Genomic DNA, 12,662 nt, shown 5'->3' on the forward strand with positions numbered 1-12,662 from the left:
CGGCGGACCCGCCCGGTCCGCCGGCGGGCATCCCGCCGATCACGCCGGAGCCGCCGGGACATGGCCGGCGGGACCCTCCCTAGCGCCAGTCGTCGTAGGGCGGCGGGGGCTCCTCCATGCCGTCCATGTCGTAGGGCGGCTCCTCGTCGAAGGGAGCGTCGTGCTCCGGCGCGGAGGACTCGGGCCGGGCGGTCTGGGCGGTCCGCGCGGTCCGTGCGCCGGGGACCGCCGGGGCGGTCGCTCCGGACCCGGGGGTCGCGGTCTCCGCCTCGGCCGGGGCAGCGGCTCCCCCGGCCGCGCCGCTCTCCGCCAGGGCCTCCAGAACCCCCTCCGCGTACTTGGCCAGCTTGGCCTCGCCGACGCCGCCGACGGTCCCGAGCTCCTCGACCGTCCCCGGGAGCAGCGTCGCGATCTCGCGGAGCGTGGCGTCGTGGAAGACGACGTATGCCGGGACGCCCTGCTCGCGGGCCGTCGCGGCCCGCCAGGCGCGCAGCGCCTCGAAGACCGGCACCGCGGCGGCCGGCAGGTCGACCGGTACGCGGGCGCTCTTCCCGGAGCGCCCGCCGGACTCCTTGCGGGCGGCGGCCGGGGCCTTCTCCTTGCGCAGGGTGACGGTGCGGCGGCCGCCGAGGACCTCGCCGCTCTGCTCGGTGAGCACGAGCGTGCCGTAGTCGCCCTCCACCGCGAGGAGGCCGAGCCCGAGGAGCTGGCGCACCACGCCGCGCCACTCGGCGGTGCCCAGCTCCGAGCCCACGCCGAACACCGACAGGCCGTCGTGGTCGAACTGGATGACCTTGGCCGTCTTCTTGCCCTGGAGGATGTCGATGATCTGGCCCGCGCCGAACTTCTGGCGCCGCTCCTTGGCCAGGCGCCAGACGGTCGACAGCAGCTTCTGCGCGGCGACGGTGCCGTCCCAGGACTCGGCCGGCGACAGGCACGTGTCGCAGTTGCCGCAGGGGGTGCCCGACTGGCCGAAGTAGGCGAGGAGGCGCACGCGGCGGCATTCGACCGTCTCGCAGAGCGCGAGCATGGCCTCCAGGTGCTGGGTCAGGGCGCGCCGGTGCTGCTCGTCGCCCTCGGAGCCGTCGATCATCTTGCGCTGCTGGACGACGTCCTGGAGGCCGTACGCCAGCCAGGCGGTGGCGGGCTCGCCGTCGCGGCCGGCGCGACCGGTCTCCTGGTAGTAGCCCTCGACCGACTTGGGCAGGTCGAGGTGGGCCACGAAGCGGACGTCGGGCTTGTCGATGCCCATGCCGAACGCGATGGTCGCCACCACGACGACGCCGTCCTCGCGCAGGAAGCGGGCCTGGTTCGCCGCGCGGTCCCGGGCGTCCATGCCGGCGTGGTACGGGACGGCGTCGATGCCGTTCTCCACGAGGAGGGCGGCGGTCTTCTCCACCGAGGCGCGGGAGAGGCAGTAGACGACTCCGGCGTCCCCCGCGTGCTCGGTCCTGATGAGTTCGAGCAGCTGCTTGTGCGGGCTGTTCTTCGGGACGATGCGGTACTGGATGTTCGGCCGGTCGAAGCCGGCGACGAAGTGCCGGGCGTCCTCCAGGCCCAGCCGCGCGGCGATCTCCCGGTGGGTGGCCTGGGTGGCCGTGGCGGTGAGCGCGATGCGCGGCACCTTGGGCCAGCGCTCGTGGAGCATGGAGAGCGCGAGGTAGTCCGGGCGGAAGTCGTGGCCCCACTGGGCGACGCAGTGCGCCTCGTCGATGGCGAAGAGCGACACCTTGCCGCGGTCGAGGAGCCGCTGGGTGCCCTCGGTGCGGAGCCGCTCGGGCGCGAGGTAGAGCAGGTCGAGCTCGTCGGCGAGGAAGGCCTGCTCGACGGCCTGCCGCTCGTACGGGTCCTGGGTGGAGTTGAGGAAGCCGGCCCGCACCCCGAGGGCCCTGAGCGCGTCCACCTGGTCCTGCATGAGGGCGATCAGCGGCGAGACGACGACACCGGTGCCCTCTCTGACCAGCGCGGGGATCTGGTAGCAGAGGGACTTTCCGCCGCCGGTCGGCATCAGCACGAGGGCGTCGCCGCCGTCGACGACCTGCTCGATGATCTCCTGCTGCTCGCCTCGGAAGGAGCTGTAGCCGAAGACGCGGTGCAGCACCTGGGCTGCCTCGGAGATCACGGCGGAGCCGTCGGAAAGGACCATTCACCCACCCTATCGGCCGTCGCGGACACCCCCGGCCGCTCCGGCGAAACCTGTGGACAACCCCCCGCCGTAGGGTGCCGGGTCACCGGCCCGCGCCGTACGGAGGGGCGGGCGGGAAGTGCCGCGGCGGTGCCGAGGCAACGGACGGGGCCGTCCGCGCGTCCTTCCGGTCAGGGACGCATCGGCCGATGCACCTGCCACGGCCACAGGAAAGCAGGACACATCGTGAGCGACAGGGCCCGCACTCTCTTCGACGCGCTCGACCTCGACCATGACGGGAGCCTGACGCGCATCGAGGTGATCAACGCGCTGCGGGCGAAGGGCCCGACCCTGGCCGCGCAGGGCGTGATCCCGGCGTGGGGCGTGGGGACCGACGACGACGCCTCGGCCCTGTTCGACCAGGCCGACCAGAACGGCGACCGGGTCCTGTCCTTCGAGGAGTTCGCCGCGCTGGTCGACCGCCGTTTCGGCTGGTGACGCCGGACCGGGCCCCGTGGGACGGAGGACCGGCACCGCGCCGGCCGCGCGGTGCCGGTCCGACGGTCCGGGGACCGGTCAGTAGACGACGGGCAGGAGTCCGGTGACGGGCGCGGCCTGGTCGGTGAGCTGGTGGAGCTGGTTGAGCTCGTTCACCCGGCTGAGCCCGCCGAGCTGACTCGCCATCCCGGGGAACTGCGCCTTGGACTCCGCGGGGATGCCGGTGGTGGCGAGCGCGTCGAGTTCGGCGATCGGGCTGATCGGCGGGCCGAGCGGGCCGGTGGTGGCGGCCTGCGCCGCGGTCGCGCCGAGGCACGAGAAGGCGGCGGCGACGGCGAGGACTGAGGAGATGCGTCGTGTAGAGATCACACCCTCACAACGCGCCCGCCCCGCCGCCGGACACGGCCACCCGCCGCCCGCACCCCCCGAAAGCGCCACGAAGGGGACGGCGGGGTGCGCCGTCGGAGGAATCCGGCCGGGCGGGCGTGCCTTTGGGGATCGCGGCCGGGAAGAGGCGGGCGCGCCGTCGGGGGTTCCGGCCGCGCGGGGCGGGCCGGTTCGCGCGCCCCGGCACGGACCGCTCCGGCATGACGCGGACCGTTCCGCATGACGCGGACCGCTCCGGCGTGGCGAGGCGCGCGCCCCGGCGCGGACCGGTGAACCTCACTGAGGGGATCCGGACGCCGCACCGGAGGGCTCCGGACCCCGCCGCCGTCCCCGTCGTGGAAGGAGCGTCCGATGCTGCGCAGGCTGCTGCTCGACGCGGCGCACACCCTGGTGCCGCCGAAGGGGGACCCGCACGGGCCGTTGCCTCCGCTCATGCTGACGCTGACCCTGGTCACCGGGCTGGTGGACGCCGTGAGCTTTCTGGGTCTCGGGAACGTGTTCGTGGCCAACATGACCGGCAACGTGGCCCTCCTGGGGTTCGCCCTCGCGGGCACCGCGGGCCTGTCGGCGTCCGCCACGGCCGTGTCGCTGGCCTCGTTCCTCGCCGGCGCGGTGGCGGGCGGCCGGTTCGGCACCCGGTTCGCCGCACACCGGGGGCGGCTGCTCGCCTCGGCGCTCGCCCTGGAGGCGGTGCTGGTGGCCGCCGCGCTCGTCATCGCGCTCGTGGAGCGCGGCGGTCCGGGCACGCCGGGCCGGTACGCCCTGATCGTGTGCCTCGGCCTCGCCATGGGGACGCAGACGGCGGTGGCCCGGCGGATCGGCGTGCCGGACCTCACCACGACCGTGCTGACGCAGACCCTGACCGGACTGGCCTCGGACTCCGGGCGGCCCGGCGGCGAGGGCCCCCGGGCCGGCCGCCAGGTCCTGGCCGTCCTCGCGCTGGTCCTGGGCGCCCTCGCCGGCGCCGCCCTGCTGGGCGCCGGGCTCGCGGCCGTCCTGGGAGCGGTCCTCGCCCTGCTGGTGGGGACCGCGGCGGTCACGGGACGTCTGGCCTCCACCGGGGCCGGGTGGGTCAGGCCCTGACCTCCGCGGCCGGTACGGCCCCGGCGGGGGGCGCCGGAGGCGTCGGCGCCGCGTCGCGTACGGGGTGGCGGCTCAGGATCGAGACGCGGTTGAAGGCGTTGATGGCGATGGCCACCCAGAGGACGGCGGAGATCTCGTCGTCGCTCAGGACCGTCCTGGCCTCGCCGTAGGCCCGGTCCTGCCCGAGTCGGTCCGCCGGGTCGGTCGTGGCCTCCGCGAGGGCGAGCGCCGCGCGTTCCCGCGGGGTGAACAGCTCGGTCTCCCGCCAGGCGGGGAGGACGCCGAGGCGCCGGGTGGTCTCGCCGGCCCGGAGCGCGGCCCGGGTGTGGACGTCGAGGCAGGAGGCGCAGCCGTTGATCTGCGACACGCGGAGGTTGACCAGTTCGACGAGGATCCGGTCGAGCCCGGCGTCGGCGGCGGTGGTGCGGACGGCGTCGGCCGTGCGGACCAGCGCCCGGTAGGCGGCCGGGCTCTGCTTGTCGAGGTAGACCCTGCGACCATCGGTGGGGTCGTCGGTCAGGTGGTTCGCGTCGTTCACCCTGCGCTCCTTCGAGGAGTCCGTGCGCATCACGGCTTCTGGGGCTATGATCATCCATAGTTGTTGAAAGCGAAACTATATCGCGCGGACGCGTCGTGCGGAGAGGGGCCGGGGATGGGCGACACGGAGGTCGAGGTGCTGTCCGCGCGGGACGTGCCGCTGGGCGGGCCGCGCGCCATGACCGTACGGCGCACCCTGCCCCAGCGGTCCCGGACCCTGATCGGCGCCTGGTGCTTCGCCGACCACTACGGCCCCGACCGGGTCGCCGCGTCCGGAGGCATGGACGTCGCCCCGCACCCGCACACCGGACTGCAGACCGTGAGCTGGCTCTTCAGCGGCGAGATCGAGCACCGCGACAGCCTGGGCAGCCACGCCTTCGTGCGGCCCGGCGAGCTGAACCTCATGACCGGCGGCCACGGCATCAGTCACACCGAGGTCTCCACCCCCGACACCACCGTCCTGCACGGAGTGCAGCTGTGGGTGGCGCTGCCCGACGAGCACCGCCACGCGCCCCGCGACTTCCAGCACCACGCCCCCTCCCCGGTGCGGGTCGACGGCGCGGAGGTCCGGGTGTTCCTCGGCTCGCTCGCCGGGGAGACCTCCCCCGTGCGGACCTTCACCCCGCTCCTCGGCGCCGAGCTGCTCGTGGACCCCGGCGCCACGGTCGTCCTGCCCGTCGACCCGGCCCACGAGCACGGGCTCCTCGTCGACGAGGGGGACGTCCGGCTCGCCGGCACCCGTCTCCGCCCGGCGGAGCTGGGATACGTCGGCACCGGACACGACAGCCTGACCCTGACGAACGACTCCGACCGCCGCGCGCGGGCCGTCCTCATCGGCGGTACGCCCTTCGGCGAGGAGATCGTCATGTGGTGGAACTTCATCGGCCGCAGCCACGAGGACATCGCCGAGGCCCGCGAGGAGTGGGAGCGCGCCTCCGAACGCTTCGGGCACGTCGAGGGCTACCCCGGCGACCGCCTGCCCGCGCCGGCCCTGCCGAACGCCGCCCTCACCCCCCGCGGGAACCCTCCCCGCACCTGAGCCCCGCGGCCGCGTGCGCGAGCACCGCGGCACACCGTCCCCGCGACCGCGGGCAAGCACCCCGCAGCACACCACCTCCGCAGACCCCCGGACCGAAAGGCACGCCATGAGCGAGCAGGCAGCCACCACCCCCGTCGTCCGCCGCGTCGACCCGCGCCACCGCTACGAGATCCTCGTCGACGAGCAGCGCGCGGGCCTCACGGCGTACCGCGACCGCGAGGACCGGCGCGTCTTCTTCCACACCGAGATCGACGAGGCGTACGCGGGCCGGGGCCTCGCCTCGGTCCTGGTCGAGCAGGCCCTGACCGACGTGCGCGCCTCGGGCATGCGGATCGTGCCGGTCTGCCCGTACGTGGCCAAGTTCCTCAAGAAGCACGAGGAGTTCGCGGACATCACCGACCCGGTGACGCCGGAGGTCCTGGAGTGGCTGGACGGCGTGCTGAAGCGCTGAGCCCGGGCCGCGGCTCAGCCGGCGGGCGGGGCCAGGACCACGAAGTCGGCCTTCGCCGGGTCGAGGCAGACGGCGAGCCGGCCGACGCCCTCGGCGTCGTCCGGCCCCATCTGCACGTCCCCACCGCCCGCGGTGACCCGGCCGACCGCGGCGTCGCAGTCGGCGACGGCGAAGACCGGGTGCCAGTAGGGCCGCCCGTGGGCGAGCGCCAGGTCGGCCTCGCCGACCTCCATCAGGCCGCCGTGCATGCGTTCCTCGGACAGTCCGGCCGGGGTGATGATCGTGTACGCGCCGCCTCCGCCAGGCATCGGCATCTCGCTGTACTGCCAGCCGAACACGCTGCCGTAGAAGCGCTTCGCCGCCGCGGCGTCGGTCGTGTACAGCTCGACCCAGGACAGGGAGCCCGGGGCGTCGACCTGCTCGACGCCCTTGCTCGTACCGGGCTGCCAGACGGCGAACTGCCCGCCCAGCGGGTCGCTGAACTGCGCCATCCGACCCCACTCGTCGAGGTCCGTCGGCGGGACCCGCACGGTGCCGCCCGCCTCCTCCACGGCCCGCGTCGCGGCGTCCGCGTCGGTGACGCTGTAGTAGACCATCCAGGCCGAACGCGCTCCCGGCTCGGTCAGCCTGCCGAGCCCGGCGACGATCTTCCCGTCGTTCCGGAACATGCCGCCTTCCATGTCCTCGCCCTCCGGGGCCTCCATGGACTCGTAGTCCCACCCGAGGACGCCGCTGTAGAAGGCGGCCGCGGCCGGGACGTCCGGGGCGCCGAGGTCGAGCCAGCAGGGGGAGCCGGGGACGAAGTCGGTGGTGATCATCGCGAGGGCCTTTCACGGTTCCGGGTTCCGCCAGGTACGTCCTCAGCCTTTCACCGGACCGGAGCCCCCGCCCGTCGAAGGGGAACCGCCGGGTCCCGCACCGGACCGGTGGGCGTACGTGCTCGGCGGGCGCTCACCGGGGCGTCGTCGAGGTCCTGTCCGGCCCCGCGACGGCGTGCTCGACGACACCCCCCTAGACGTGTGCCCGGCAGAAGGTGCGGACGGCGGCGGTGAAGGCCTCCGGCGCCTCCAGGTTGCTCATGTGGCCCACCTCGGGAATCACCACGAGCTCGGCGTGCGGGATCGCGTCCTGGAAGGCGAGGGCGATGTCCAGGGGCGACCGGGCGTCGAGTTCGCCCCAGAGCAGCAGGGTCGGGACCGTGATCCGGGGCAGCAGGTCGGTCTCGTCGGCCTCGGCCATCAGGGAGAGCTGCACGGCCATGCTCTCCGGCCGCACGTCCCGGCCCATCGCCTCCAGCAGCTCGGCGAAGAGCTCCGGCGGGCCGTCCGCGTAGAGACCCGGCAGCGTCGGGTCGAACTCCTCCCGGGGTACCGCGAGCATCCGCCGCGCCCCCTCGACCCGCTCGGCGACCTCCTCCGGCGGCAGCGAGCCCTTCCACCCGGCGTACGTGTCCACCAGCAGCAGCGAGCGCACCAGGTCCGGCCGCCGCCGGTACAGCTCCAGGACCACCGTCCCGCCCCAGGACAGTCCCGCCACCTGGGCGGGCCCGAGGTCCACGTCCTCGACGACCGCGGCCAGGGCGCGCGCGTAGTCCTCGACGCCGAAGCCCGGCGGCAGCGCACCGGATCGCCCGGCCCCCGGCTCGTCCCAGGCCACCACCGTGAACTCGTCGGCCAGCGCCTCGACTTGCGGCTGCCACATCCGCCCGTCGCTCCCGGCCCCGTGGGCGAGGACCAGGACCGGCCCCCGCCCCTTCCTCGTATAGGCGACGTCGACGCCGCCGACCCGCACGACTGTCATGACTCCAGACTAGGGGGTGCGCGGCGGGATGCACCGACTTCCCCACCGGGCCTCGGACCCGTGCTCTACCTTGGGTTCTCCGCGACCATCCAGGGGGATCACCGCATGGGCCACACCGCACCGTCCGCTTCGCCGGAGACCGCCGTCCCGCCGCTCGACGGCCGCCCCGCGCACGCGAAGGGCTGACCTCTCCACCGTGGAACAGCTGACGGGGGAGGACCCCGCACACATCGGCCCGTACCGTCTGATCGCCCGCCTCGGCGCGGGCGGCATGGGCCTCGTCTACCTGGGCCGCTCCGACGTGGGACGCACGGTCGCCGTCAAGGTCGTCCAGGCCGAGCACGCCCAGCACCCCGAGTTCCGGCGGCGGTTCGCCCGCGAGGTCGCCGCGGCGCGGCGGGTGGGCGGGGCCTGGACGGCCGACGTCCTGGACGCCGACACCGAGGCCGCCGTGCCGTGGGTGGCGACCCAGTACATCCCCGGCCCCGACCTGACCACCGTCGTGGCGCAGGACTTCGGTCCGCTGCCGGAGCGGTCGGTCACCACGCTCGCCAACCGTCTCGCGCTCGCCCTGCGCGCCGTGCACGAGGCGGGCCTGATCCACCGGGACCTCAAACCGTCGAACGTCCTGGTCACCGTGGACGGCCCGCGCGTCATCGACTTCGGCATCGCGCGGGCGATGGACAGCCTCGCCGGGGACAGTCTGCACACCCGCACCGGCATGCTGATCGGATCGCCCGGCTTCATGTCGCCCGAGCAGGTGCGCGGCCTCGAACTCACCCCGGCCTCCGACGTGTTCTGCCTGGGGGCGCTCCTCGTCTACGCCGCCACCGGACGGCTGCTGTTCGGCGCGACGGAGACGGGTCTGAACGCGCATCTGTTCCGGATCGCCGAGGAGGAGCCGGACCTGACGGGGGTACCGGACGAGCTCGTCGACCTCGTCCGCGCCTGTCTGGAGAAGGACCCGGCCAAGCGGCCCGCCCCCCAGGAGGTCGCCGACCGGACGGCGGCCGAGGGGGCCGGCGAGTGGCTGCCGGGGGCCGTGCTGGCCCAACTCGGCCGTCGCGCCGCCCATCTGCTGGACTACGCGCCCGCCCCGCCCGCCGGCCGGCCCGCCGCCGTGCCGGATCCGCGGGACCGGCTCGCCCAGCGGGTCCCCCCGCAGCCGGCCTACACCCCGACGGCCCCGGCGTACTCCGGAGCCGAGCGCGCCCGCGCCCGGCCCGTCGGGCCGCCGGCCGGCGGCTGGGGCCCGCCCACGGCCCCGGCCCGGCCCGCGGACCCGCCCGCAGCGCTCACCGGGAGCGGGCGGGGCCTGGTGATGGTGGCCCTGGCCCAGGCGGTCGTGCTGTTCGACGCGGCGTCCTTCCTGGCGGCGATGTGGCGGGGCGGCTACGCGGACCTGGGGTACGGCGGGGGCATCATCCGACTGACGTCCACGCTCTACCTGCAACTGGTGCCGACTCTCTACGTGCTGGCCTTCGTGGTGACGCTGGTGTTCGGCGCACGCCTGGCCGACCTCATGGGCCGCAAGAGAGCCCTGCTCACCGGCCTCATGGGCTTCGCGCTCATCGCCGTGCTGCTCACCACGGCGCCTGCCTCCGGTGTGCTCGTCACGGGGCGGATCCTCCAGGGCGTCTTCGCGGCCCTGGTCTGCTCGTCCGCCCCGCTCCTCGTGTCCTCGTCCCTGACGGGCCGGGAGGAGCGGCGCAGAGCCTTCGGCATCCAGGTGGCCGTCGCGGGCAGCGGCCCGGCACTCGGCCTGCTGGTCAGTTGGTGGATCCTCGAAGGGGTGGCCTGGCGCTGGTACGTGCTCCTCATGGTCCCGCTCGCGGCGATCGCCGCGGTCGGTGCGTCGACCCGGTTGCAGGACCGGCCGGGCCGCCTCGGCGCGGGCTTCGACGGGCTCGGCGTGCTGCTCGGCTTCGGCGCGATCGCGGCCGTCAGCGGAGCCGTCCCGTACTTCACGAGCCGGGAGGTGGTGCTTCCCGTGGCCACCGGCGTCCTGGTGGCGGCGTTCCTGTGGCGGCAGACCCGGACGGCCGGCGCGCTCGTGCCCGGGCCCGGCGGCGGCACGGGGGCTCCGGTCGGCTGGGTCGCCGGAACGGCCCTGGCGGGCGTCGGCGGCGGCTTCCTGGTCGCCGCCATGGGGTTCGCGCACTACTGGTGACGGGCCCGCCGGGGCGGGCCGGCGGGCGCCACCGCCCGCCTCCTCAGGGGACGTCGAGCGGTCTGCGGCCCCAGGCCGTGAGCATCCCCGCGGAGAGCGCCGCGCAGGCGTCGGACTCCAGGTACCGGATCGCCTCGTCGACGGCCGCGTCGTCGACGAGGCCCGTCGCGCGCATCGGCGCCCGGCTCCGCTCCCACGTGTCCGCCCAGAAGCGGCTGATCGGACTCCCCGCGAGCAGCGGCGGCACATGGATCTCGGCGGCGACGGGGACGAGGCCCGCCTCCCTGAGCAGCTGCGGATAGGCGGGCACCCCGGTGACGTCGGTGCCGATGGTCTCCCGCAGCGCCCGCCACATCGCCCGCATCACCCGGGTGTAGGGGGTTGCGGGCGTCCGGTCGCTCGTCAGGTCGACCGCGTCGCTGATCACCAGCACGCCGCCCGGCTCGACGAGGCGGGCCAGCCGGGCGATGACGCGCTCGCGTTCCGGCAGGTGCATCAGGACGAAGCGCGCGTGGACGAGCCGGAACCGGCCGGGGTCGAAGTCCGGATCGGTGACGTCGGCCTCGATGACGTCGAGGCCGGTCACGGGGCGCTCGACGAGGAAGCGCACGTCGCGGTCCACGGCGAGCACGCCCGTCGCCCCGGCCTCTTCGAGCAGCCGGCGGGAGACGGTGCCCGTGCCGGCGCCGACGTCGAGGCAGCGCCACCCCGGGCCGACCCCGAGGGCGCGGAAGCGCGCCATGGTGAGGTCGTCGTAGGCGAGGGCGCCGAGGTCGATGCGCTCGTCCTCGCCCTGCCGTCCGGGAGGGAACACCGCCTCGCCGTAGCCGCCCTCCTCCGGCGCGCTTCCGCGCGGGGCGGCGTTCACGCCGTAGCCGGGCGGTCGGCGGGGCGCGGGGACAGCGGGCGTGCGAGCGGTCTCATGGCCGGATCCCTCCAGTCTGCGGGGTGGTGGCGGGCGACGGGCGACCGTCACCGGCGTTCTGGTCACCGGCGCCGCGGTCACCTTGCCGTCGATCCTCCACGGCGCGCGGCCGCCGCGGCCGAGGCGCGCCGCGCCTGAGCCGATCGAGCACCCGGCGGCGACCCGGGACGGCCTCCGAACGCCCGTTTCCCCTCGCCGCGTTCGCCCGGGACGCCCCGCAACCATTGACAGGTCCATCTCACCCTCACCATTCTTGAGAGCGCTCTCAGACCCTGAGGGCCCACCGCGCCGCTCCGCGACCCCACCCGGTCGTCACCGGCTCGGCACCCCCTCAGCCACGCGCCCACCGACTCACCCACTCACCCACTCACCCACGGATTCCCCCCACACGGAGTCCCCACCTCCGAGGAGCCCCACATGTCCGCACACCGCAGGCACAGGCGCGGCCGCGCCGTCCTCGTCCCGCTGGTCGCCGCCGCGCTGATCGGCACCGCCGTCGCCGTCGTCGGCCCCTCCGACAGCGTCGAGGCCGCCGTCCCCGCGACCATCCCGCTCACCTTCGCGAACAACTCCGGCCGCGGGGAGCAGGTGTACGTCTACAACCTCGGCACCGAGCTCTCCACGGGCCGTCAGGGCTGGGCCGACGCCAACGGCACCTTCCACCCCTGGCCGGCCGGGGGCTCCGTGCCCTCGCCCGCGCCGGACGCCTCCATCGCGGGCCCCGCCAACGGCCGTTCGATGACCATCCGGCTGCCGAAGTTCTCGGGCCGGATCTATTTCAGCTACGGCCAGAAGCTGGTCTTCAAGGTGGCGACCGGCGGTCTGGTGCAGCCGGCGGTCCAGAACCCGAGCGACCCCAACAGGAACATCCTCTTCAACTGGTCCGAGTACACGCTGAACGACGCGGGACTCTGGATCAACAGCACCCAGGTCGACCTGGTGTCGGCGCCCTACGCCGTCGGCGTGAAGCGCCCCGACGGCTCCGTCGCCACCACGGGCCGGCTCAAGCCCGGGGGTTACCGGGGCTTCTACGACGCGCTGCGCGGCCAGCCCGGCGGCTGGGCCAACCTCGTCCAGACCCGTTCGGACGGCACGGTGCTGCGCGCCCTCGCCCCGGGGCACGGCATCGAGGCCGGCGCGCTGCCGTCGGGGGTGATGAACGACTACATCAACCGCGTCTGGAGCAAGTACGCCTCGTCGACGCTGACCGTGACGCCGTTCGCGAACCAGCCCTCCGTGAAGTACTTCGGCCGGGTCTCGGGCAACGTCATGAACTTCACCAACTCCTCGGGCGCGGTCGTCACCTCGTTCCAGAAGCCCGACTCCGACAGCGTCTTCGGCTGCTACAAGCTCCTCGACGCCCCCAACGACCAGGTGCGCGGCCCCATCTCACGTACGCTCTGCGCCGGTTTCAACCGCTCCACCCTGCTGACGAACCCCAACCAGCCCGACACCTCGTCCGCCGGCTTCTACCAGGACGCGGTGACCAACCACTACTCGCGCAAGATCCACGCCCAGATGGCCGACGGCAAGGCCTACGGCTTCGCCTTCGACGACGTCGGCGCCCACGAGTCGCTGGTGCACGACGGCAACCCGCAGCAGGCGTACGTGACGCTCGACCCGTTCAACTAGACACCCGCGCACGAC

Annotated in this window: 12 protein-coding genes; 6 read left to right on the forward strand and 6 right to left on the reverse strand. The window is 74.3% G+C overall.

The features are described 5' to 3' along the window. Positions 1-79: 79 nt before the first annotated feature. Positions 80-2,146, reverse strand: coding sequence for a DNA helicase RecQ (gene recQ / locus ACY0MR_RS06585; RefSeq protein ID WP_473559723.1), 2,067 nt, complete (start codon positions 2,144-2,146; stop codon positions 80-82). A gap of 225 nt (positions 2,147-2,371) precedes the next feature. Here recQ and ACY0MR_RS06590 point away from each other — a divergent pair, with 225 nt between their 5' ends. Further along, positions 2,372-2,623 (forward strand): EF-hand domain-containing protein, encoded by a 252-nt coding sequence (locus ACY0MR_RS06590; RefSeq protein ID WP_148005617.1) that lies wholly within the window; start codon positions 2,372-2,374, stop codon positions 2,621-2,623. A gap of 78 nt (positions 2,624-2,701) precedes the next feature. On the opposite strand, the gene ACY0MR_RS06595 is transcribed toward ACY0MR_RS06590, so the two are convergent. Beyond that, entirely contained in the window at positions 2,702-2,992 is a 291-nt protein-coding gene (locus ACY0MR_RS06595) for a hypothetical protein (protein WP_388795561.1), read from the reverse strand. Positions 2,993-3,364: 372 nt separating this feature from the next. Between ACY0MR_RS06595 and ACY0MR_RS06600 the strand changes: the two genes are divergently transcribed. After that, positions 3,365-4,093 carry a YoaK family protein gene (locus ACY0MR_RS06600; protein ID WP_473561718.1) on the forward strand — a complete coding sequence of 243 codons (729 nt, stop codon included), beginning with the start codon at positions 3,365-3,367 and terminating at the stop codon, positions 4,091-4,093. Here the strand turns inward: ACY0MR_RS06600 and ACY0MR_RS06605 are convergent. Continuing rightward, the gene (locus ACY0MR_RS06605) at positions 4,083-4,631 is read right to left on the reverse strand and encodes a carboxymuconolactone decarboxylase family protein (protein WP_392864009.1); all 549 of its coding nucleotides are present in this window, start codon (positions 4,629-4,631) and stop codon (positions 4,083-4,085) included. The genes ACY0MR_RS06600 and ACY0MR_RS06605 overlap by 11 nt on opposite strands. A gap of 114 nt (positions 4,632-4,745) precedes the next feature. Between ACY0MR_RS06605 and ACY0MR_RS06610 the strand changes: the two genes are divergently transcribed. Together ACY0MR_RS06610 and ACY0MR_RS06615 are read left to right on the forward strand one after the other, a co-directional pair. Then, positions 4,746-5,669, forward strand: a complete 924-nt coding sequence (locus ACY0MR_RS06610) for a pirin family protein (RefSeq protein WP_404078176.1) — start codon at positions 4,746-4,748, stop codon at positions 5,667-5,669. Between the two features lie 106 nt (positions 5,670-5,775). After that, positions 5,776-6,120 (forward strand): GNAT family N-acetyltransferase, encoded by a 345-nt coding sequence (locus tag ACY0MR_RS06615; protein WP_473559726.1) that lies wholly within the window; start codon positions 5,776-5,778, stop codon positions 6,118-6,120. A 14-nt stretch (positions 6,121-6,134) separates the two neighbouring features. Here the strand turns inward: ACY0MR_RS06615 and ACY0MR_RS06620 are convergent, their stop codons facing one another. Both ACY0MR_RS06620 and ACY0MR_RS06625 read right to left on the reverse strand, forming a co-directional pair. Next, a complete protein-coding gene (locus ACY0MR_RS06620) occupies positions 6,135-6,938 on the reverse strand; it encodes a VOC family protein (protein ID WP_473559728.1) in 804 nt (267 codons plus the stop codon). A gap of 193 nt (positions 6,939-7,131) precedes the next feature. Continuing rightward, positions 7,132-7,920: an alpha/beta fold hydrolase gene (locus ACY0MR_RS06625; protein WP_388795576.1), complete on the reverse strand. Its 789-nt coding sequence runs from the start codon at positions 7,918-7,920 to the stop codon at positions 7,132-7,134. A gap of 196 nt (positions 7,921-8,116) precedes the next feature. On the opposite strand from ACY0MR_RS06625, the gene ACY0MR_RS06630 reads away from it, so the two are divergent. Next, positions 8,117-10,090, forward strand: a complete 1,974-nt coding sequence (locus ACY0MR_RS06630; protein WP_388795579.1) for a bifunctional serine/threonine protein kinase/MFS transporter — start codon at positions 8,117-8,119, stop codon at positions 10,088-10,090. A gap of 43 nt (positions 10,091-10,133) precedes the next feature. Here the strand turns inward: ACY0MR_RS06630 and ACY0MR_RS06635 are convergent, their stop codons facing one another. Beyond that, on the reverse strand, positions 10,134-10,958 hold the full coding sequence (locus ACY0MR_RS06635; protein WP_473559731.1) for a class I SAM-dependent methyltransferase: 825 nt from the start codon (positions 10,956-10,958) through the stop codon (positions 10,134-10,136). A gap of 474 nt (positions 10,959-11,432) precedes the next feature. Between ACY0MR_RS06635 and ACY0MR_RS06640 the strand changes: the two genes are divergently transcribed. Then, positions 11,433-12,647, forward strand: a complete 1,215-nt coding sequence (locus tag ACY0MR_RS06640) for a glycoside hydrolase family 64 protein (protein ID WP_473559732.1) — start codon at positions 11,433-11,435, stop codon at positions 12,645-12,647. The last annotated feature ends 15 nt before the right edge of the window (positions 12,648-12,662 follow it).

It is taken from the genome of Streptomyces sp. JN8 (assembly GCF_055808075.1).